Source organism: Nostoc sp. GT001 (assembly GCF_030382115.1).
In the GTDB taxonomy this organism is placed as follows: domain Bacteria; phylum Cyanobacteriota; class Cyanobacteriia; order Cyanobacteriales; family Nostocaceae; genus Nostoc.
Window position 1 is genome coordinate 6,887,410 of record NZ_JAUDRJ010000003.1, and the last position, 20,490, is coordinate 6,907,899.

Consider the following 20,490-nt stretch of genomic DNA (forward strand, 5'->3'; position numbering starts at 1 on the left):
TAACTCCAATAACTCATAATTTCAACGAATAATTAATAATTCGTAATTTCTGCTATGAAGCAACTCACTTGAGTTCTGGAGTTAAAAATATGATTTCTTCTAAAACTAAGATTCAATTACGTCCCAAGAACAAATGACAAACGGAAACAAATTTCAAAGATTAGTAGAACTTGCAAATGATTATGGAATTATTTGTGAACCAACACCAGAAGAATGTTTGATTGCATCCTTGCCTGGAGACGATGATTTCTTATTAGCTTTTACTTGGTCTGGTACTGTTGAGGGAGAGCCGCCAGAGCATGAATTAATTGCAATTAGCGTACAGGATATAGTCAAAGAAGTCACCGTTGCAGCTTGGCAGATTCCTTTTTATTTATTCGGAAACGTTTTAAGACAGGCTCAGATGCTTGTCGCTGCCCACAAAGATTTTGTTAGCTAAGAGACAAGCCATATCTTAAAACTGCTATCCCTGTCAACTATCCGTGGCAGGGATTTTTATTTCAACTACTGCTTTAAAGATTTATAAAATATTCTCTGTCGAAAGTAAAAAAGAAACAATTAATCTTTTCTTTTATTAATTTTTTTAACCATTTTAATTCTCTTAACTGTCTTAACTGTCTTAACTGTCTCTTAATGTAGTTATTTAACTGTCTGCCTCACTTTTTTATACTTCCTAAAAAGTTAGTATAAAAATTTACTTATATTTAGGAAGTTGCAAAAATAGTAACAATATATAGTAACCACTTTAGACAGTATTTATGCCCTTTTTATATGCTCTACAGGCTAAAATAAGCTGTGCAGCTTGGGAAGATGAGACAAGAACAATTACATAGTTACAAAGTCAAATTTATGACTTGTTATTACAGTTGCTATTATTTAGTTTTTTAAAGTTTAAGTAATTGTCTTTTATATTTATCTGCTTGCAAGTTCAGTAAAATCATGGTTTTATCAAGTTAACGACCAAGCTATAAAAAGCGGTTAGTTTGATAGCTATCTAATAGATAGTGAAGTTTAATGTGGCTATTGTCATATCAATTACGGTAATTACTAGTTATTAAAATACTTGCGCATTTATGTGTTTTTGCATCTATGCGTCAGTTCTAATAAGAAGTTTTCAACCGGATATGATATCAGTCGGCATAGTGGGTCAAGAACAAAATTCAAAGCCCTACATATCAAATAGCATTCCTGTCCAACAGCAAAAAGAAACGTCTCAGTTTTCAAGTTTGAATCTGTGTAAATTCAGGTAAGCAAGGAAAAGACAAATGGTTAATCCCGTAATATTGATTCCAGGACTAGCAGGATCGAGGCTAAAAACACATAATAAAAATCAGTCAGAAGAAGGCGTGACAGGCGGTAAACTGTGGGTCGGTCAAGATATGGCACCACCACCACCAGGTCAAACAATTCATAAAGTAGATGAACAGACAGAGGTAGAATATCCGCCATCAAATATAGTCGGACTTAATGCACCAGTATATCCTGTCACAATAGATCAACCTCCCGAAAATCCTGTTGTAACAAATTGGAAAAAGAATCTGAAATTGAAGGATATTAATGGCATAACCCCAGAAGTAGAAGCAGACCAAAATCCGCCGCTAACAAAAGATGACCCAAACATTCAATTTAATCGATTTGTAGATGGAATACAGGGGATTAAAAATTTAGCTGTTTCTCAAAGTGAGCTAGATGCTATACTTTTCGGAATAAACAACCCGCTCACTCCTGAAGAAGATCGAAAAGAACTTCAAGAATTGTACGCAGGTTTGCAAAAAGTGAATTACTTTTCAGAATTAGTAACTGCGTTATTAGACACTGATGAGTACCGAGGCGAAGCAGCTCTCTTGCCCGCAAATTTGGTAGCCCTTCCTTATGATTGGCGAATAGGTCCAACAGGTTTGGAACAGCGATATCAATATTTCTCTAAACTCAAGAGTACTATAGAGGAATTATACAAAGCTAAACCACTCATACTTAAGCCAGCTACACCTGTGGTAATAATAGCCCACAGTATGGGAAATAGGGTGACGCAATATTTCTTAGAGTGGATCAAAAACGATCCCTCCGCAGGACAAGCCTGGATAGATAAACATATAGAACGATACATAGCAGTTAGCCCACCGTGGATAGGTGCGCCACTAGCAATTCGTCTGCTGTCAACAGATGATGGATTTAATTTGGGAGGGGCAAGTTTATCGGGCATTAAAAAGGCATTACAATCCTTTTCTAGCATTCCTTCGCTATTGCCAGTAACAACAGCCCAGTACCAGTATTTCAACACAACAGATTTTTCGTTTATCAGAAATGAAGGTGTTGGTGAATCACAGACGATCGCTCCCGGTGACTTTAGAGCAGAAACAACCGAAAAGATATTACGACTTGGAGGAGCCGAAAGTACGACGCTGAAATATATCAAAGATTATTATGAACAAGATCCGAATTTCAGTGATGGAGAATTTGGGAGTAAAGCGGTAACAAGCCCACCCATCAAGAACATTGATGTCATTTATTCAACTGGTTTTAACACACCAGTAGGAGCATACTACTATCAAGAAAAAAGAGAACTCAAAGTAGCAAGTTACTTAGGTACACCCGAACAGCCTGTGGAGGACGGAAACTTCATTGTCATCAACGGAGTAAGATTGGAAAAAGCGGATACAACACAACAACTGATATCAGAGGATGGAGTCACTAATTCAGGAGATGGAGTAGTTGCATACGGAAGCTTGGCATACTTTAGGAGATGGCAGCTACACCGAGATGTACCAAAGCAAACAATAACTGCACATCCATTTGCTAAACCTCAAGGGACTGAACCTCCAGAATTAGTAGAAAAAGGGATTGATTTAAGCCATAACGCAATTTTACGACACCCAGAAGTAATCAAATTAATCTTCAATTTGTTGGGGATATCAAAAGCAACGCCAACACCTGTTAGTGTATAAATTTTCAGAAGATTGATTGAAGGTTGACACAAAGGCGATGTCTGCTGCCTAGCTGCGCTTACGCAGACTCTTAGCAAAGAGCGATCGCCTTTCTTTTTTTCAAGGAATGCTTTCAATAACTTAACGTGAGTTCGATGAACCTCTCCCTCCCAGCCTCCCTCTCCGAAACGGAAAGGGAGGAGCAACGAAAAATTAAGCTTTTTGCTCCCCTCTCCGTGTCGGAGAGGGGTTGGGAGAGAGGTCAAATAAGACTTGTCGAACTCACGTTAACTTACCTGAACTTCATCTTTTGACTAAATTCAATCAGCAAAATCTGCAATTGCTTTCTCAAAAGCTGCTTTTTCTTCTTCAAAAGCAGCTTTTGATTTCTCATTTCAGTATATTCAGTAAGCAAAAGCAGCTTTTTCTTCTTCAAAAGCAGCTTTTGATTTCTCATTTTGGTATATTCAGCAGGCAAAAGCAGCTTTTTATCCCTCATTTCGGTATATTCCGCAAGCAAAAGCAGCTTTTTATTTCTCAAAAACAGCTTTGACTTTCTCCTTTTGGCATATTCAGCAACGCCGAACGATTTTTAACTGTCTGCTACTCATTTCGTAATCAAAACGATAGCCTAAGAGAATCCAGCAACTTACACATATTGCCTCATGTTACCCAAACCCAAAAAACACTGGACACCCCAGCACTGGGCAAGTTGGAAACCCTTTGGCATTGGCGAACAGTACCCCAACAACTACTGGGAAGTATTTCGCGCAATTTGGTTATCTCGTAAGAAACTACCATACACGTGGAATATCCTAAATAAAGGTGTCTGCGATGGTTGCGCTCTCGGAACAACCGGGATGAAGGATTGGACATTAGATGGGATTCATCTCTGCAATGTTCGGTTGCGGTTGTTGCAGATGAATACGATGCCAGCTTTTGACCCTGTACTATTGGCGGATGTCTCGCAGTTGCAAAAGCAAAAAAGTGCCCAATTACGCAACTTGGGAAGACTTCCTTACCCGATGATTCGTCAACGAGGGGAAAAAGGCTTTCGCCGTGTGAGTTGGGATGAAGCTTTAGGGTTAATTAGCGATCGCATCCACTCCACTACACCAGACCACCTCAGTTTTTATGTTACCAGTCGCGGTACTGTCAACGAAACTTATTATGCTACCCAAAAAGCTGTGCGGGCAATGGGAAGCAATAATATTGATAACGCTGCCCGCATTTGCCATTCTCCCAGTACAGCAGGATTGAAAGCTGCTTTGGGTGCTGGGGCTACCACCTGTTCTTATAAAGACTGGATTGGTACTGATTTATTAGTCTTCATTGGCTCTAACGTTGCCAATAATCAGCCTGTTACCGTTAAGTATCTCCATTATGCTAAAAAAGCTGGCACAAAGATTGTAGTTATTAATACTTACCGCGAGCCGGGAATGGAGCGCTACTGGGTTCCTTCAATTATAGAAAGTGCCGTTTTCGGTACAAAGTTTGCCGAAGACTTCTTCTTAATCAACATGGGCGGGGATATCGCATTTTTAAATGGCACTATTAAACATATAATTGCTAACAACTGGGTAGACCAGTCATTTATAGATTTATACACAGATGGCTTTGCCAAACTCAAAGCATCGTTAGAAAGCCAATCTTGGGAAGAATTAGAGCGGCTTTCTGGAACATCCCGCAAAGAAATGTACGCTTTTGCCAAAATGGTCAAAGAAGCGAATAAAGCCGTATTTGTTTGGAGTATGGGTATTACTCAGCATGAATGCGGTGAAGATAACGTGCGAAGTATCATTAATCTAGCTCTCACCAAAGGATTTGTAGGTCGGGAAGGCTGCGGTTTAATGCCAATTCGCGGCCACTCTGGGGTGCAGGGTGGTGCAGAGATGGGATGTTACGCGACAGTTTTTCCTGGTGGTAAACCTATTACCCCAGAAAATGCTGCCCAATTGAGTCAGCATTGGGGCTTTGAAGTGCTTAGCAAGTAAAGGTTTAATTGCTCCAGAAATGATTAACGCCGCACATCAAGGAGAAATAGAAGTGTTGGTTTCTGTGGGTGGAAATTTTTTAGAAGTACTGCCAGAACCAGATTATGTGGAAGCGGCGCTGAAGCAAATACCCCTACGGGTACATATGGATATTGTTCTCTCCAGCCAAATGTTAGTGGAACCTGCTGATACTGTGGTGCTGTTACCTGCGACGACTCGCTACGAAATACCAGGAGGAGTCACAGAAACTAACACCGAACGCCGGGTAATTTTCAGTCCAGAAATTCCGGGGCCGCGCATTGGAGAAGCGCGTCCAGAGTGGGAAGTGTTTTTAGAATTAGCAAGGCGGGTAAAACCAGATTTGGCAGATAAGCTAGCTTTTGCTGACACAGCTGCTATCCGTCAAGAAATTGCTCAAGTTGTCCCCCAATATGCCGGTATTCAACACTTACAGCAAGCTGGCGATCAATTTCAATATGGTGGCTCACATTTGTGCTTTGGTTGGAATTTCCCAACGGCGGATGGAAAGGCACACTTTGGCGTATTATTGCCACGCCAAAGAGAATTACCTGAAGGTTATTTTTTATTAGCAACGCGCCGAGGTAAACAATTTAATAGTATGGTGCAGGAACGCAAGGATGCAATTACTGGGGCGATGCGAGAGGCGGTACTAATGAATGCTGCTGATGCTGTACAGTTGGGTTTAAAAGATCGCGATCGCGTCATTCTTAAGAATGATTTAGGCGAGTTATTATGTCAAGTCTATATTGCGCCAATTCAGTCAGGAAACTTGCAAGTACATTGGCCAGAAGGGAATGTGCTACTAGATAAAACTAAGCGATCGCTTGAAGGTGTACCCGATTATAATGCGATCGTGCGTCTGGAAAAACAAACCTAGATTACGGTAAGTTTATATAACCTATCTCACGCCAAAATTTGCAGCCATGTCCGCCGCCAAAGATTTTGAATTCCCAAATGATGTAATATTTCCTCTTGGGGATTTAGATAGTGACGAACCACCATTGGAAAGCGAATTACATCTACGCCAAATAATTTTGCTATTGCAATCTTTGGAATTGTGCTGGCGAAATCGCAATGACTTTTACGCTGCGGGTAATCTAACAATTTACTACAGTCAACGCCAGAAGAGATCAGAAGAATTCCGGGGGCCAGATTTTTTTGTCGTGCTGGGATGTGAACGCAAAATTCGTAAAAGTTGGGTTGTTTGGGAAGAAGACGGGAAATATCCCAACATAATTGTAGAACTTCTCTCTAATTCTACAACCGCAACTGACAAAGGTTTGAAAAAACAAATTTTTCAAGATATCTTTCGCACACCAGAATATTTTTGGTTCGATCCCAATAATTTAGAATTTGCTGGCTTTATCTTGATTGGCGGTACTTATGAACCGATAGAACCTAATTTTCAAGGATGGATGTGGAGTCAGCAGTTAAATTTGTACTTGGGTATTTATGAAAATAAATTGCGCTATTTCACTGCGGAAGGAAATCTAATTCCCACACCCGAAGAAGTCGCAGAACAAGAAAGACAACGTGCTGAACGCCTAGCAGCCAAATTGCGAGAACTGAACATTGACCCAGATACGATTTAACTCAATGGGAGAGAAAAGCAAATTTAACTGATTTTTTGTGATTAATTATAGTAATTAAATATCATATCATGTCCGCTTGATTGCTTATTAAACCCGAAGAACCCCACCCCGCCAAAGCTGTGCTTTCTCTCCCCTCCCCGCAGGCGGGGAGGGGGTTGGGTTATTTTATTATGGGTAATTTGGCGGACATGATATCATTTATTTTCAACAACCTCTAGACCTGTTCTAGCTACTGATTTAAGATCAACATTCTGATTGTTTAGCAACACTACTATAGTGGTATTTTCATTGGGTAAATATGCAAGCAATGTTGCGAAGCCATAAGCTATACCACTATGCCCAATTGCTTTTGCTAAAGGAGATGAAAACCTTTCTACACCCAAGCCATAGCTATAGTCTGCGCCATTATCTTTAAATTTCAGCATTTCTTTCATCATCTTTGACGAAAGTAAAGTTTTTTTGACAAATAACGCTTTGGCGAACTTGGCTAAATCCTCTGCTGTTGAAACCAATCCACCATCACCCAAACTATTGCCATCATTGACTTGGGCATAGCTATCTAGCTTACCATCTTTATTGCGATCGCCATAACCTGTAGCGACTTCGCCAATTGTCGGTTCGCGCAATTCTGTAAAGGTATGTTTTAATCCCAAAGTTATTGACACCAGATGCTCCCAGCCAAGAACCTTTAGGTGTAGTAATATACATTACCGCACCAGGGATTTTCTCTTCTGCAACTATCTCATTTAAAAGTTTCTGTAGTTGAGAACTTTTTCCTACGGTGGAGGTAGATATCACTTGTTTAGCAAGAGATTTTTCAATTACTCTCTGACTAATGTTATTAGCTACTAAATGTCCTGTAAAACCAAGGGAAACCACAAAGACTATTGCAAATAAAATTTTGCTGAAAGCCAAAAGTTTTAGGTTCATTTTACTTACTCAACAGAAGCCGAGCCATCTAGCTCAACTGCATAAAGTAGTTGGTGAGCATCAACCTGACATCTGATATACAAATAGCATTACTTTGTTTCCAGATTAGGATCAAAATTTAAAGTCACCAACTCTCATAAATATGAAAATGCCAACTAAAAGCAAGACCAAAGCCACTGTCTGGGTTGTGGAAAATGGTAAAATGCGATCGCGTTTAGACCAACTCACCACCGAAGAACCTTTAGAAATTCGCCTCGTCCCTCTCCAGAAGACGGTAGCTGTAACAATGCGAACACCAGGAGCAGATTTTGAACTAGCTGCTGGTTTCCTCTACAGTGAAGGAGTCGTTAGCCGCAGAGAAGATATCCGACGTATTAGTTACTGCGTAGATGAATTGGTAGATGGTGAGCAGCGCCATAACATTGTAAATGTAGAACTGCGGGATGGCTTGATTCCAGACTTACAGCCTTTGGAGCGTCATTTCTACACTAGTAGCGCCTGTGGGGTGTGTGGTAAAGCTAGCCTTGAAGCTTTACGTCTGCGGGGATGTCCAGTGATTTCTTCTGGCCTAATGGTAACACCTGCGATCGTATACACCCTACCAGATAAACTCCAGGCTGCTCAAGGTATATTTACTGCTACAGGGGGTTTACACGCTGCGGCTATCTTCGATACTCAAGGAAAACTATTAAATCTGTGGGAGGATGTTGGGCGACACAATGCTTTGGATAAATTGATTGGTACAGCTTTGCTCAGTGATCAGTTGCCTTTAAATAATTGTATTATTTTAGTTAGCGGGCGCTCTAGTTTTGAGATTTTGCAAAAGTCTACAACTGCTGGGGTTCCTATTGTTTGTTCTGTTTCTGCTCCTAGTAGTTTGGCGGTGTCTGTTGCCAAAGAATTTGGGATTACCTTAATTGGATTCCTGCGCGGAGAACGGTTCAATATTTACACTGGTTTACAAAGAATAAATGCTGTTTAAGAACACTTTCGTAGTGGCGTCGAGAGGCTAAATTGTTCCAAACAAATTTGTAGTGGCGTGGCAAGCTTAATTTATTGGGTTGAGTAATTTTGTTCATGAGTAGATTTTGGTTTTCATGAGTTTTTAAAACCCAACATTTTAAGCCTGTCGCGCTACTACATCTAATGCACTATTTTAACTGTACCACGCTACTACGAAATAGAAAAGATATACAGGGGTTTTCAATCCTGTATTTTAGCTGTCTTGAGCCAAGATATTGAGCCGTTAATTGCGATGAACAAAAAAATTACATAAAGAAAAGCAACAAATTTAACTTCTTTAACGTAATACAACCAAATACCAATAACATCAACAATAATCCAGTAATACCAACTTTCAATCCTTTTTTGTACCATGAGCCACATAGCAGTAAAACTCATGATTGTTGTGAGTGCATCTAAATAAGGAAAAGAAGCTTTCTCTATAAATATTGCAGGGAGTAACAGGTGAATTTTACTCATCAAAGCTCCCGTTGCAAATGAAATTGCTATTGTAATTGCTGCAATCAAAACAATTTTACGCGGTGGACTATATCGAACCTGTAAAACTTTACCAGTATCAGGTTCAGGTGTAATCCATCTCCACCAACCATACACACTAATAACTAAGTAATATACTTGTTCTAACATATCCGCATACAAACGGATTTGATAAAAAAGTACCATGTATAGCAAGACGCTGACTATCCCAACAGCCAANGTCAGAATCTTTCTCTGAGAAATTAGCCACACCGACCATACAGAAAAAATCGTTCCCAAGAATTCTACATAACTCATGGGATATCCCATAAGATTGAAGGCGATAGTATTGATACTCCAAAATTCAATCATTTGAATACACTTTATAAAATAATTTTTTTGAAAAACAAATCTCCTAAATTGCTATACTTGTGGTAAGATAAGACTACTTTTTTAACCAGACTAATACGTGCATCTATATCGCCATAAATACGAAAAAATGGAACTTTTTTAATAATTAAGTCGCTCTGAATCTGTTTTTGAAATATACTACGATTTGCCTCTCCAGAACGATCCCAGGTATCATCGTAAGGGATATCTAAATCACAAAGAAATATTAAATCATAGCGTGACATGGCTTGATGGGCAAGTTCTGCTAACTCTGGGGCAACAGTTTTGTGGTAATACAAGGAGAATTGATAGGTTGTCAATGCATTAGTATCTGTAAATAAATACTGGTTTGCTTGCAATAATAAGGCTTCTTCACGTTCTAAATGCCCTTTGGCAATCTCCACAAGTTGCGAGAGCGAAAGTTGCCTATTAATTTGATATTTTTCCCAATACTCGCGCCCATACTCTGGCATCCATACTGTGTTAAACTCTTTAGCTAATTGTGATGCAATAGTGGTTTTACCAGTCGAAGGAGCGCCCAGAAAAACAATATTAACGATCAGATCGCGGTACACATCAGGATGTAAATACTCCCGAAATGCGTAAGCGTCTCTTCTTACTTGCGTTCCAGAAATTGGAAAAGTTTGGCGATCGCAATCTACCAGCCGATTAACTGCCCCCAGCGCCTGACTTACGTGTTCACCGTAAAATTCACTACAGTAAAAGTGGGTAATTTTTTTGGATTTTAATTGTTTCAGAATGTAATCTTCGTGCTTTTGCTTAATCTCAGGAGTATCACCAACCTCAGTTGGACCATCCCACGCTTCAATCACCTGAATTTGTGGATAAATTTGACGCAGCCAATTCGCTCGAACTGTTAAAGGAATAGCAGTCACTTCTGGACACTCATAAATCATCACAAGTACCTCATCCATCTCTGCTAAGGCTGTTTCAATCACCAATTGATGCCCTTTATGGAGAGGCGCGTATTTACCTAGTGTGAGTCCGCATTTACCAGTCATAATTTTGACTTTTCATAGATACCTATTACTCTAAAAAAGAAGTCGCCGTGTTGTATAGCAACGGACAGGGAGCTTAGGACAGCAATAAAATCACAAAGTACGCTGTTGAAGACGCGTTTCCCGCAAACTGTCCTAACGGCTTTGGCGACTGCTATACTAGCTAAATCTTAGTTAAAGCAAGAAACGCGATAAAAACATCGTCTCTACAATAATTAGTCTTTTGTAGAGACGGCGATTTATCGCGTCTTTGTGATGATTTATCGCATCTTTAGCGATACTAGAATTCAGATGAGATATTAGCTAATTTAGTCCATTAGATGCTGCTGTACTTGGGAAACTAGTTCATTTGTCCAGTAGTTGGCGAGTTCGGCATTGGCTGCTTCCACCATTACTCTAATGACTGGTTCTGTGCCAGAGGCGCGAACCAAAATTCTGCCGGAATCGCCCATTGCAGCTTCAGCAAGAGCGATCGCTTTTTGTACAGGTTGACAATCTTGCCATCCCAAACGGCGATCGCGATCGACAACGCGCACGTTGCGCAACAATTGTGGATAGGTTTGGAAGCTTCGATCTACTAATTCGCTCAAGGGAACACCCGCCTCTCTCACCAAAGATGCTATGTGTAATGCTGTTAACAAGCCATCTCCAGTTACGGCATAGTGACGGCAAAGAATATGCCCTGATTGTTCGCCACCTAGCATTCCCCCAGTGCGCTGCATTTCGGCTTGCACGTATTGGTCGCCGACTGCGGTACGAATTAAGTTACCACCAATTTGCTGCCAAGCTTTCTCAAAGCCTAAGTTGGCCATGACTGTAGATACAATCAAGTTGTCTGGCAATTGTTGGTTTTGTTGTAAGTGCCGTCCCCACAGGTAGAGAATGTAATCGCCGTTAACTTGCCTGCCTGTATTGTCTACTGCTAAGACGCGATCGGCATCGCCATCGAAGCCAAAGCCGATGTCGGCGTTGTGTTCTTGTACCGTTGCTGCCAGAATGTCTAGGTGCGTAGAACCACAGTTAACATTAATGCGATCGCCATCTGCCTCGTTATGCAAGCAGATTACCTCTGCCCCCATTTCTGTAAATACTGATGGTGCTAACCCAACTGCTGCACCCCACGCCAAGTCTAAAACAATCTTCATTCCCTGAAGATTTAGGGCACCATTCAAGGGTTTTTTCAACGCCGAGCTATAATCTTTCACTAACTCGAAACGTGAGTAATGCCGTCCGCAATTACTGACTCTCGCGATCGGTGATATCTTGCCACGCAGTCCCGCTTCAATTTCTGTCTGCAATATTTGCGGTAACTTCCCACCATTGCCACCAAAAACCTTAATCCCATTGTCTTCTGGAGGATTGTGGCTGGCAGAAATCATCACTCCGCCAATGGCATCACTGATACTGGTGAGATAGGCAACGCAAGGAGTGGGGCATAATCCCAAATACCAAACCTCTAACCCCGCTGCTGTTAACCCTGCACTCAAAGCCATTGCCAGCATATCGCTGGAGTTTCTAGAATCCTGTCCGAGAATGACTGGCCCTACTTGAGTAGTATGGTTACGTAAAACAATCCCCGTCCAAAAACCAACTTGCAATGCTAGAGGCGCATTCAGTAATTCTCCCACTCGTCCGCGAATCCCATCTGTGCCAAATAAGGGATTTGCTGGTAATGGGATTAAATTCAGTCCAAAACTGCTCTCAATCCCTTTGCCCAATCCCTCAACTTCAGAAGTAGAACCCCCAGAAATGCCCGATGTCCGAGTTATAGATGAAACCATATTTTTAAACACTCCACACAATTACACTGAAAAATAAATAGCACTTAAGACTTTATTCAGCAATTTTGACATGCTTTTTCTCTTTAGAAATTCATTCTAGATCGAGATGTATTTACGTAATAATACTGAATTTTTCTTTCTTGGATTGTAAATCTTTGATAAAGTCAGTATTGGTTTTTACGTTATTAGTAAAGTCTCCACATCTTAGCTAATTATTCCTTTTATGCCGACAAATTTCGTTTTGATTTTTATCTGTATTAGTTCACACTTTATAATGCTACATACTAAGTAATAATGTAATAAATATTACTTTTGGCGCATCACAAAGATTTTCAACCAAGCTGAAAATGAAAGCAAAATTCAGCTAATAACAACAAAAAATCAAAATACTGAAATCTAAAATTCTGTTCTCTTAGCCTTGTTGCTGTGTAAAAAACGACAGAATCATCGCAGCTTAAAAAATTTTAATATAAATTCTCATCAAATAGTTTTAAGGTAACGTTTTAATGGCTTTTTTAGCCGTTAGTGAATCAAAACTCCGGCAGTTAACTTTTTAAAGTTGAGAAATTTAGCATGAGCAGCAATTTAGCAACCAAATTACGTGTAGGCACTAAGAAAGCCCACACAATGGCAGAAAATGTAGGTTTTGTCAAGTGCTTTTTAAAAGGAGTAGTGGAAAAAAACTCTTACCGGAAACTTGTTGCTAACTTCTACTTCGTCTACTCAGCGATGGAAGAGGAAATAGAAAAGCACCGCCAGCACCCAATAGTTTCTAAAATTAACTTTCCTCAGCTAAACCGCAAGCATAGCTTAGAGCAAGACCTGAGTTATTATTTTGGCGCAAACTGGAGAGAGCAAATCAAACTATCTCCCGCAGGTCAAGCTTATGTACAACGCATCCGAGAAATATCTGCTACAGAACCGGAATTGTTAATCGCCCATTCATACACTCGTTACATAGGTGACTTATCCGGGGGACAAATTCTCAAAAATATTGCTGTAACAGCGATGAATTTGTCTGATGGACAGGGAACAGCCTTTTATGAGTTTCCAGAAATTCCTGATGAAAAGGCATTCAAAACCAAATATCGGCAAACTTTGGATGAATTACCCCTTGACGAGGCGGCAACCGATCGCATCGTTGATGAAGCTAACGCCGCCTTTGGCACGAACATGAAGCTGTTCCAGGAATTGGAAGGTAATTTGATCAAGTCGATCGGTGTGATGCTGTATAATAGTCTTACACGGCGTCGTACACGTGGTAGTACTGAACTCGTCACTGCTGAGTAATAAGTGATGAGTAATGAGTAATGAGTAATGAGTGCGGAGTATGGTGTGTGGAATTATAAGTCCAGATAGCCTGATGAAGGATAATTCATAGGTGTTTCTGGCGAAAGAGCGATCGCTGCTCAAAATATTTAGGGGCAATAGCCTTGTGACTGCTTTTGAGATGTGAAAGCAAGCATGGGGAGATTGCCCCTCAATTATGTTTAAGAAGCAATTAAGTTCTTGAGAGCATCTTGAGCATCTCTATTGCGCGGTATTGGCTGCGATCGCTCTACTGATTATGGATCGTGTTGAGCTTACATAGGGTTTGCTAATCTTCGCTAGGAAGCATATAGCAGGTAACTGAACCTTTATGCTCAATATTCACAGCGTACTGTGAGAGAAGTTCCTCTGACCACATCGGCTCGGACGCACACTGAACTCCAGGCTCATCACCAACCCAAGGAGGAGCCGGAGTATAAAAGTCCTTACCGTTAAGTTGTCTAGAAAGCCACTCTACACCTTCATAGCGACAACGACCTGCTCCTAGAAAATCACCTTGTCTATCGAAAAGTTCTATAAACCGACCGCTATTGTCCCATCCATCATCAACATATCCCTGTATTAGAAGAGCAAACGAATTCTCAGATTCAACAGGAATTTTTACCAAGTACAGATTGCTGAGGCTGTATTGAGAGTACCAAAGATGGCGATTATAAGTTTTAACTACAGACTGAGGAATATCTTGCTCAATTCTTTCAATCTCTACACAATTGAAAGCCATATCAGTAGATAGCGTTAATAGTTGAACACTTGCAATTCGACACTCAGGAAAGAAATTACAGAACGAGTCTGATAAATCGTAAAGTTTGTTAAGTTCTGTTGAGTAAAATTGTCTAACTACAGACTTTCGGATAGCTAAATTCATACACTTGTACACTCTCGCGTACTATCAGCTTAAGCTTGGCGATAGGTAGCTATCGCCTCTGCAATCTTGCCTTGAGAAAATAGAATGTCCGCTAGCTTGACGTAAGCATAACTGTTTTTGCGTAGGCGTAGCCCGTCGTAGACATCGCGCTCAATGAAACTCCGCCAAATATTAGCGGCTTCTTCATAATTTTTTACTTCTTCGGCAGATGTTGCTTTTTGTTCCAACTCCTCTACCGTTTGTGCCACAGTTATTTGAGGAATTAAAGCCAAACCTAAACTCAACAATAACGGCAATATTTTCAGGTTTACCATAGACTTTAAGCTTAAAATAACTAAGTCAATCTTCAAACCAAGCTTAATCTCAGTATTTAAGTTTGTAACCCGTAAAACTTACCATACTGAGTCAATCAGGCAAAAATATGGCTACGAAAATTCCTGTCACAGTAATCACAGGCTTCTTGGGTAGTGGAAAAACCAGCCTAATTCGCCACCTGCTACAAAACAACGAAGGACGGCGTATTGCCGTTTTAGTCAATGAATTTGGCGAACTCGGTATTGATGGCGAATTGTTAAAATCTTGTCAAATTTGCCCCGAAGATGGTGAGGGCGACACTAATATCTTTGAATTAACCAACGGCTGCTTATGCTGCACCGTGCAGGAAGAGTTTTACCCGACGATGCAAGAGTTAATCAAGCGGCGAGATAGCATCGATTGCATTTTGATTGAAACCTCTGGTTTAGCCTTGCCAAAACCACTGGTAAAGGCTTTTCGCTGGCAAGAAATTCGCAACGCCGCCACTGTGGATGCGGTGATTACCGTGGTAGATTGTGCGGCGGTTGCAGCGGGGACATTTGCTAGCGATCCAGATGCGATCGCAGCCCAGCGACAAGCAGATGATAATCTAGAACACGAAACACCCTTGCAAGAACTGTTTGAAGACCAACTTGCTTGTGCAGACTTGGTGGTGTTAAATAAGATTGATTTAGTAGATGCCGAGACAAAAGCCAAAGTTGAGGAATTGATTAAGCAAGAGTTGCCCAGAGTGGTGAAAATTGTCGAGAGCGATGCCTCCGGCGGGCTACGCCTACGTTCTCAACTAGACGCATCTATATTATTAGGATTCCAAGCCGCAGTCGAAGACAATTTAGATTCTCGTCCTAGTCATCATGATACTGAAGAAGACCACAATCACGATGAAGAAATTACTTCAGCTAATTTAATTTTGGATCGTACCTTTGATCCCGAAAAGCTGCAACAGCAGTTGCAAACATTGGTACAACAACAAGAAATTTACCGGATTAAAGGCTTTGTTGCAGTACCAAATAAATCTATGCGCTTAGTGATGCAGGGTGTGGGAAACCGATTTGATAAATTTTACGATCGCCCCTGGAAACCAGAAGAAGCTAGGCAAACGCGCTTAGTTTTCATCGGGCGTGATTTGAATTCTTCAGAAATTGAATCACAACTTGTAGCTTTATAAGTATATCCATATCCCCGACTTCTTTAAGAAGTCGGGGATCTTTCTCCTGAGAGTTACTATTTATGAATAATTAGTTAATTCAAAACAAAAATTCTTCACTTTGCAAAAACATGACAATATCTCAACTATTTAACGTTGCTAATGTTTTCGTATTACCATTTTGGGCGTTGATGATTTTATTGCCGAACTGGAAAGTCACACGATGGGTAATGTCATCATATCTACCCTTTGTGCTGTTAGCAGGAACATATTTATATTTGTTTATTAACAGCATTACTCCAGAAAATGCTCAAGCTTTATCGAATCCTCAATTAGCTGATATTGCACGGTTTTTTGCAGATGAAACCGCGGCGGCAACAGGTTGGATTCATTTTTTAGTGATGGATTTATTTGTCGGTCGGTGGATTTATTGGGAAGGGCAGAAAACAGGTGTTTGGACAATTCACTCTCTGGCTTTATCTTTATTCGCTGGGCCGTTGGGATTGCTGTCTCACATCTTGACTGACTGGATTACTAAGACATTTTTCCCGAAGTTTCAGCAGAATGAAGGGGTGACGGTAGGAGAAAAAGCTGCGTCATAATATGGCGCATAATAGGGTAACACCGCTGTGCTACCCTATTATTACCAATTACCTGATTTTAAAATCATTAACTGTTGTCATGTCTATAGTTAGCATCTAACCAACAGCGTGGTAGAACTTCACCAGAAGGAAAAACAAGATTTTCTTTTTTGAAGGTATCAGGTGGCTGTTCTTCTTCACCTTCTTGTTCTCTTGCGTGAACCACATCATTATTCGGGTCAAGCAGTTCTTGAATTTCCAGAATTTTCACCAATTCGCCAGAATCTTTGATTTGTAAAAGCATAGAAATTGCCTCAATAAGTTTCCATGAAAGTTAGGAGTGAGTCTCAAGATATACTCACTCGCGTCTCAACCAATTTAGAAGGTCGAGATTCCTTAATTTTTAAAGGAAATTTTTACCAGATATGCATAAATAAATTACACAAAACTTATCTATGTGTATCTGTGGTTTTATCTTTATAAAATTGACAAGACAAATTAATCCTCAATCCAGCATTTCAAATCAAATCAGAAAATGCTGACTGAGAAAATTGTCTAATTCAAATAATCTTGGTTGTAAAGATTAGATTTCACGTTGATATTTTTCTAAAATATCAACTAATGTTACTTGGCATTGCAGTGGCAATAAATCACTTAAAGGAAGTTCACTTCTACCGCCGCCAATTTTGACTGTAATTGATTTCAAGACTTTTAAAACTTGATCTTCACTTACATTGTTGGAAGTAATTAAGGGATACAACTGTTCCGCAACAAGGGTGTGCAGTTTGGCATTAGATAAATAAAGATGCCATTTGGCAATGTCTATGTAGACATTTTCGCCAATTTCAGCTGCTAGGGCTTCCAGTAGTTCTGTGGTGTTAGTCTTTGCCATAAAAATAACCCTACGTTAAGAAAGAGTGCGAAATCTCAGGCTTTTTTACATTATCGCTCAATTAATAGGCTGATTCTACTACCACAGGTTACAATCGCCCCAGCATCAGCAGTCCGTCTTCAGGTGGATTTAGGTGGAGTTTCGCTGTAATTAGCGATCGCACTAATATAGATCAAATGCACTAATACTATGCCTGTCCAACTTGCAGTAAACAAGGGCAGCCAGTCCCAGGTAGTGTTTTTCAAGATGTGAAAAAACCATAAGCCAGAATTAATCGTAGCAGCGATCGCTACATGGACAGCAAAATTCATCCGGTCATCAATCTTGCGGTAATCAGGGTCTTTGCGATCGGGTTTGCGAGGCCAACGAGGAGGCATAAATATTTGTTACAGATTTAAATACACCCTACTCATTCTAAGGTTTTTGGTGCAGTCGTTGCTATTAGACTTCTAGAAGCAGTCATAATTGAATTGCAAGTCAAGAGCCTGTGGGTTAAATCCGATGACAATCTTTGAGCAAATAGACCCCGATCTCCTCTATCCAGATAGTGACGGCAAACCAATGGCAGACAATACGGAGCAATATCGTTGGATTGTCCTGATTAAGGAGAATTTAGAGATTCTGTTTGCTAATAATGACAATGTTTTGATTGCAGGAGATTTGCTCTGGTATCCCGTTCGTTCTCGGCTGATTACACCGACTGCACCTGATGTGATGGTTGTCTTCGGTAGACCAAAGGGAAAACGTCGTTCCTATCGTCAGTGGCAAGAAGACAATATTCCACCGCAAGTAGTCTTTGAGATTCTTTCTTATAGTAATGATACCAAGGAGATGGAGCGTAAGCTGGAGTTTTACGATACCTATGGTGTTGAAGAATACTATTTATACGATCCTGAAAGTTTTCAACTAGATGGCTGGTTGCGGCAAAACAACCATTTGAATAAGCTATGGCAAATGGATGGTTGGCTCAGTCCCCGTTTGGGAATTAGATTTCAAACGGGGCAGGGAGAATTAGTAATTTACCGTCTAGATGGACAGAGATTTTTGAATTCCCTGGAACTCAATCAACGGGCTGAACAGGCTGAGTTATTGCTAGAACAAGAACGTCAGCGCACTGAACAGTTAGCAGCATATTTGCGTAATCTCGGCATTGATCCTGATAATCTGCCGTGACTGGGGAGCAGGGGAGTAGGAAGCAGAGGGGCAGAGGAGCAGGGGAGCAGGGGAGTAATGAGTAATGAGTAATGAGTAATGAGTAATGAGTAATGAGTAATGAGTAATGAGTAATGAGTAATGAGTAATGAGTAATGAGTAATGAGTAATGAGTAATGAGTAATGAGTAATGAGTAATGAGTAATGAGTAATGAGTAATGAGTAATGAGTAATGAGTAATGAGTAATGAGTAATGAGTAATGAGTAATGAGTAATGAGTAATGAGTTGGAGCAGGGGGACAAGGAGGAATTATTGAACAAGTCTCTCCCAAGTCTTCCCCCTCTTCCTTGTCTACCTTTGTCTCTTCTGCATACCCAATTCCCAATGCTCAATGCTCAATACCCAATACCCAATGCCCAATAGCTTATTGCTTTGCCGACGAATAATCTCCTGATTTCCCGCCACTCTTACTTATTAAACGAATTGATTCAATTTGAATCGACTTTTCTAAAGCTTTTGCCATATCGTATAAAGTCAGGGCAGCGACAGAAACGGCAGTTAAGGCTTCCATCTCTACACCAGTTTCTGCTTTGGTTTTGACTGTAGCTTGAATTTGATAACCCGGTAGTTGGGGATCGGGTATGATTTCGACTGCGATTTTTTGTAAAGGCAACGGATGACACAGAGGAATTAAAGTGGCTGTTTGCTTGGCTGCCATAATCCCAGCCAATCTTGCAGTTGCCAACACATCGCCTTTTGCGACATTTCCGGCTTGAATGGCAGCGAAGGTGGCTGGCAGCATTCGCACTTGAGCAGCTGCTACTGCTTGGCGAATGGTGGGTGCTTTATCAGACACATCAACCATCTGTGCCTGTCCTTGGGGATCTAAATGAGTTAAGTTGGCAAAATTAGCTGGAAAATTATCTTGCGCCATTTGGTTAGAACGTGTTAATATAGATTGTCGGTGAGGGCGTGTAGCTCAGTGGATTAGAGCACGTGGCTACGAACCACGGTGTCGGGGGTTCGAATCCCTCCTCGCCCGTTTTAAAAAGTTAAGAGTTGAAAGTTAGGAGTGATGAGTTAAATTTCATCGCTCCTAACTTTTAAGTTTTTCAAGGCGTAGGCATCTGGAGCTAGACCTAGTGCAAAGCGCAGTGAGTTGGATAGGTTTTTGCTTGAATGGGTGAGAAAGAGGGCAAGTGCTAGAGAAGTGATCGCAGCACCGTAGCCAAACATATCGCGGTAGCCTACAAGTTCTGCGATGATACCCAAAAGAGGAGCAGCGATCGCAATTCCCAAATCAAGTCCAGCTATACATATAGCAAAAATTTTCCCCCGTTCTTGCGGCAGTGAGCGGTCTGCCATCATGGTAATCATCATCGAGATCAGTGTACCACCACCAGCACCTTCAGCGATCGCAGCCAGTAAGAAAACGATCGGGCTGTAAGCCTGCCACAGCAGTATTAACGCCAAAACGTAGCAAAAAATCCCAAAGGTAATAAACAAACCCCGCCCGAAGCGATCGCTTGCTTTACCAGCAAATATCCTGATACTAAAACTAGAAATTGCCGCAGCTGTAAAAAACAGTCCGCCATTGAAGTCCACTTCAGTGGATTTGAGGAACAACGACACAAAGGTATGTACAGCACCAAGAGACAAACCAACCAGCAACATAACTATAGTTGGAACTCTCACCCGTGGACTGGCCAAAATTTGCCAAAATTTGCGTAGGTGTAGCCCGTCGTAGACATCTTCTCCCTCTGTCTGCTCCTGCGTTTGCACTGGCGGATTCGTAACTTGTAAAATCCCTAAGAAAGCGACAAAACCCAATTCGGCAGATAACAAAAATAATATTCCGTAACCACTTGTAGCTTCTAAATACCCTCCCAAGGCTGGGCCAATTGCTAAACCAAGGGGAGTTGCTAGGGTCATGTACCCAATAATTTCGCCACGAGTTTGGGCAGGCGCTAAATCTGCGACTAAGGCACTGTAGCCAGTGGTAAAAGCCGCAACACTAATGCCGTGAAAAATCCGCACTAGGATTACAATACCTTAGCCAAAATAAGAGGATGAGGAGA

20 protein-coding genes, 1 tRNA gene and 2 pseudogenes are annotated in these 20,490 nt (G+C 40.9%); 10 read left to right on the top strand and 13 right to left on the bottom strand.

The window, feature by feature from the left end:
• Positions 1-133: 133 nt before the first annotated feature.
• Positions 134-439 (top strand): hypothetical protein, encoded by a 306-nt coding sequence (locus QUD05_RS32130; protein ID WP_094352832.1) that lies wholly within the window; start codon positions 134-136, stop codon positions 437-439.
• A gap of 826 nt (positions 440-1,265) precedes the next feature.
• A complete protein-coding gene (locus tag QUD05_RS32135; protein ID WP_289799580.1) occupies positions 1,266-2,945 on the top strand; it encodes a lipase/acyltransferase domain-containing protein in 1,680 nt (559 codons plus the stop codon).
• Positions 2,946-3,216: 271 nt separating this feature from the next.
• On the opposite strand, the gene QUD05_RS32140 is transcribed toward QUD05_RS32135, so the two are convergent.
• Positions 3,217-3,465: a hypothetical protein gene (locus tag QUD05_RS32140; protein ID WP_289799581.1), complete on the bottom strand. Its 249-nt coding sequence runs from the start codon at positions 3,463-3,465 to the stop codon at positions 3,217-3,219.
• A gap of 124 nt (positions 3,466-3,589) precedes the next feature.
• Between QUD05_RS32140 and QUD05_RS32145 the strand changes: the two are divergent.
• Both QUD05_RS32145 and QUD05_RS32150 read left to right on the top strand, forming a co-directional pair.
• Positions 3,590-5,816 (top strand): annotated as a pseudogene (locus QUD05_RS32145) (FdhF/YdeP family oxidoreductase).
• Between the two features lie 46 nt (positions 5,817-5,862).
• Entirely contained in the window at positions 5,863-6,531 is a 669-nt protein-coding gene (locus QUD05_RS32150; protein WP_289799582.1) for a Uma2 family endonuclease, read from the top strand.
• Positions 6,532-6,725: 194 nt separating this feature from the next.
• On the opposite strand, the gene QUD05_RS32155 is transcribed toward QUD05_RS32150, so the two are convergent.
• Both QUD05_RS32155 and QUD05_RS32160 read right to left on the bottom strand, forming a co-directional pair.
• Entirely contained in the window at positions 6,726-7,196 is a 471-nt protein-coding gene (locus tag QUD05_RS32155; RefSeq protein WP_289799583.1) for a serine hydrolase domain-containing protein, read from the bottom strand.
• Entirely contained in the window at positions 7,105-7,461 is a 357-nt protein-coding gene (locus tag QUD05_RS32160) for a hypothetical protein (RefSeq protein WP_289799584.1), read from the bottom strand. The genes QUD05_RS32155 and QUD05_RS32160 overlap by 92 nt, the downstream gene beginning before the upstream one ends.
• Positions 7,462-7,603: 142 nt before the next feature.
• Here QUD05_RS32160 and fdhD point away from each other — a divergent pair, with 142 nt between their 5' ends.
• The gene (fdhD, locus tag QUD05_RS32165) at positions 7,604-8,443 is read left to right on the top strand and encodes a formate dehydrogenase accessory sulfurtransferase FdhD (RefSeq protein ID WP_289799585.1); all 840 of its coding nucleotides are present in this window, start codon (positions 7,604-7,606) and stop codon (positions 8,441-8,443) included.
• 221 nt (positions 8,444-8,664) lie between these two features.
• Here fdhD and pnuC read toward each other — a convergent pair whose 3' ends face one another.
• The 3 genes from pnuC to glmM form a co-directional block, all read right to left on the bottom strand.
• Positions 8,665-9,312: a nicotinamide riboside transporter PnuC gene (pnuC, locus tag QUD05_RS32170; RefSeq protein WP_289799586.1), complete on the bottom strand. Its 648-nt coding sequence runs from the start codon at positions 9,310-9,312 to the stop codon at positions 8,665-8,667.
• 11 nt (positions 9,313-9,323) lie between these two features.
• The gene (locus QUD05_RS32175) at positions 9,324-10,352 is read right to left on the bottom strand and encodes an AAA family ATPase (RefSeq protein ID WP_289799587.1); all 1,029 of its coding nucleotides are present in this window, start codon (positions 10,350-10,352) and stop codon (positions 9,324-9,326) included.
• Positions 10,353-10,657: 305 nt separating this feature from the next.
• Positions 10,658-12,130 (bottom strand): phosphoglucosamine mutase, encoded by a 1,473-nt coding sequence (gene glmM, locus QUD05_RS32180; protein WP_289799588.1) that lies wholly within the window; start codon positions 12,128-12,130, stop codon positions 10,658-10,660.
• Between the two features lie 573 nt (positions 12,131-12,703).
• Between glmM and QUD05_RS32185 the strand changes: the two genes are divergently transcribed.
• Positions 12,704-13,420 (top strand): biliverdin-producing heme oxygenase, encoded by a 717-nt coding sequence (locus tag QUD05_RS32185; RefSeq protein ID WP_289799589.1) that lies wholly within the window; start codon positions 12,704-12,706, stop codon positions 13,418-13,420.
• Positions 13,421-13,727: 307 nt separating this feature from the next.
• Here QUD05_RS32185 and QUD05_RS32190 read toward each other — a convergent pair whose 3' ends face one another.
• Positions 13,728-14,324: a hypothetical protein gene (locus QUD05_RS32190; RefSeq protein WP_289799590.1), complete on the bottom strand. Its 597-nt coding sequence runs from the start codon at positions 14,322-14,324 to the stop codon at positions 13,728-13,730.
• Between the two features lie 29 nt (positions 14,325-14,353).
• Positions 14,354-14,638, bottom strand: a complete 285-nt coding sequence (locus QUD05_RS32195) for a tetratricopeptide repeat protein (protein WP_289799591.1) — start codon at positions 14,636-14,638, stop codon at positions 14,354-14,356.
• 107 nt (positions 14,639-14,745) lie between these two features.
• Here QUD05_RS32195 and cobW point away from each other — a divergent pair, with 107 nt between their 5' ends.
• The gene (gene cobW, locus QUD05_RS32200; protein WP_289799592.1) at positions 14,746-15,807 is read left to right on the top strand and encodes a cobalamin biosynthesis protein CobW; all 1,062 of its coding nucleotides are present in this window, start codon (positions 14,746-14,748) and stop codon (positions 15,805-15,807) included.
• Positions 15,808-15,917: 110 nt separating this feature from the next.
• The gene (locus QUD05_RS32205; RefSeq protein ID WP_289799593.1) at positions 15,918-16,388 is read left to right on the top strand and encodes an ABA4-like family protein; all 471 of its coding nucleotides are present in this window, start codon (positions 15,918-15,920) and stop codon (positions 16,386-16,388) included.
• Positions 16,389-16,455: 67 nt separating this feature from the next.
• On the opposite strand, the gene QUD05_RS32210 is transcribed toward QUD05_RS32205, so the two are convergent.
• From QUD05_RS32210 to QUD05_RS32220, 3 genes are all read right to left on the bottom strand, one after another.
• Entirely contained in the window at positions 16,456-16,671 is a 216-nt protein-coding gene (locus QUD05_RS32210; RefSeq protein WP_289799594.1) for an acetyltransferase, read from the bottom strand.
• Between the two features lie 279 nt (positions 16,672-16,950).
• The gene (locus tag QUD05_RS32215) at positions 16,951-17,259 is read right to left on the bottom strand and encodes a DUF3181 family protein (RefSeq protein WP_289799595.1); all 309 of its coding nucleotides are present in this window, start codon (positions 17,257-17,259) and stop codon (positions 16,951-16,953) included.
• Between the two features lie 119 nt (positions 17,260-17,378).
• The gene (locus QUD05_RS32220) at positions 17,379-17,636 is read right to left on the bottom strand and encodes a hypothetical protein (protein WP_289799596.1); all 258 of its coding nucleotides are present in this window, start codon (positions 17,634-17,636) and stop codon (positions 17,379-17,381) included.
• A 124-nt stretch (positions 17,637-17,760) separates the two neighbouring features.
• On the opposite strand from QUD05_RS32220, the gene QUD05_RS32225 reads away from it, so the two are divergent.
• Positions 17,761-18,432 (top strand): Uma2 family endonuclease, encoded by a 672-nt coding sequence (locus QUD05_RS32225; protein WP_289799597.1) that lies wholly within the window; start codon positions 17,761-17,763, stop codon positions 18,430-18,432.
• A 404-nt stretch (positions 18,433-18,836) separates the two neighbouring features.
• Here the strand turns inward: QUD05_RS32225 and moaC are convergent, their stop codons facing one another.
• A complete protein-coding gene (gene moaC, locus QUD05_RS32230) occupies positions 18,837-19,346 on the bottom strand; it encodes a cyclic pyranopterin monophosphate synthase MoaC (protein WP_289799598.1) in 510 nt (169 codons plus the stop codon).
• Between the two features lie 34 nt (positions 19,347-19,380).
• Between moaC and QUD05_RS32235 the strand changes: the two genes are divergently transcribed.
• Positions 19,381-19,454: transfer RNA gene (locus tag QUD05_RS32235), tRNA-Arg, on the top strand.
• A 38-nt stretch (positions 19,455-19,492) separates the two neighbouring features.
• Here QUD05_RS32235 and QUD05_RS32240 read toward each other — a convergent pair.
• Positions 19,493-20,461: pseudogene (locus QUD05_RS32240) on the bottom strand (MFS transporter); the annotation flags it as partial.
• Positions 20,462-20,490 lie beyond the last annotated feature (29 nt).

Bases quoted from the DNA above. Each gene is read 5' to 3' on its own strand.
- QUD05_RS32130 (WP_094352832.1), top strand. From the start codon at position 134: ATGACAAACGGAAACAAATTTCAAAGATTAGTAGAACTTGCAAATGAT.
- QUD05_RS32135 (WP_289799580.1), top strand. From the start codon at position 1,266: ATGGTTAATCCCGTAATATTGATTCCAGGACTAGCAGGATCGAGGCTA.
- QUD05_RS32150 (WP_289799582.1), top strand. From the start codon at position 5,863: ATGTCCGCCGCCAAAGATTTTGAATTCCCAAATGATGTAATATTTCCT.
- QUD05_RS32160 (WP_289799584.1), bottom strand. From the start codon at position 7,461: ATGAACCTAAAACTTTTGGCTTTCAGCAAAATTTTATTTGCAATAGTC.
- fdhD (WP_289799585.1), top strand. From the start codon at position 7,604: ATGAAAATGCCAACTAAAAGCAAGACCAAAGCCACTGTCTGGGTTGTG.
- QUD05_RS32175 (WP_289799587.1), bottom strand. From the start codon at position 10,352: ATGACTGGTAAATGCGGACTCACACTAGGTAAATACGCGCCTCTCCAT.
- glmM (WP_289799588.1), bottom strand. From the start codon at position 12,130: ATGGTTTCATCTATAACTCGGACATCGGGCATTTCTGGGGGTTCTACT.
- QUD05_RS32185 (WP_289799589.1), top strand. From the start codon at position 12,704: ATGAGCAGCAATTTAGCAACCAAATTACGTGTAGGCACTAAGAAAGCC.
- QUD05_RS32190 (WP_289799590.1), bottom strand. From the start codon at position 14,324: ATGAATTTAGCTATCCGAAAGTCTGTAGTTAGACAATTTTACTCAACA.
- QUD05_RS32195 (WP_289799591.1), bottom strand. From the start codon at position 14,638: ATGGTAAACCTGAAAATATTGCCGTTATTGTTGAGTTTAGGTTTGGCT.
- cobW (WP_289799592.1), top strand. From the start codon at position 14,746: ATGGCTACGAAAATTCCTGTCACAGTAATCACAGGCTTCTTGGGTAGT.
- QUD05_RS32205 (WP_289799593.1), top strand. From the start codon at position 15,918: ATGACAATATCTCAACTATTTAACGTTGCTAATGTTTTCGTATTACCA.
- QUD05_RS32210 (WP_289799594.1), bottom strand. From the start codon at position 16,671: ATGCTTTTACAAATCAAAGATTCTGGCGAATTGGTGAAAATTCTGGAA.
- QUD05_RS32215 (WP_289799595.1), bottom strand. From the start codon at position 17,259: ATGGCAAAGACTAACACCACAGAACTACTGGAAGCCCTAGCAGCTGAA.
- QUD05_RS32220 (WP_289799596.1), bottom strand. From the start codon at position 17,636: ATGCCTCCTCGTTGGCCTCGCAAACCCGATCGCAAAGACCCTGATTAC.
- QUD05_RS32225 (WP_289799597.1), top strand. From the start codon at position 17,761: ATGACAATCTTTGAGCAAATAGACCCCGATCTCCTCTATCCAGATAGT.
- moaC (WP_289799598.1), bottom strand. From the start codon at position 19,346: ATGGCGCAAGATAATTTTCCAGCTAATTTTGCCAACTTAACTCATTTA.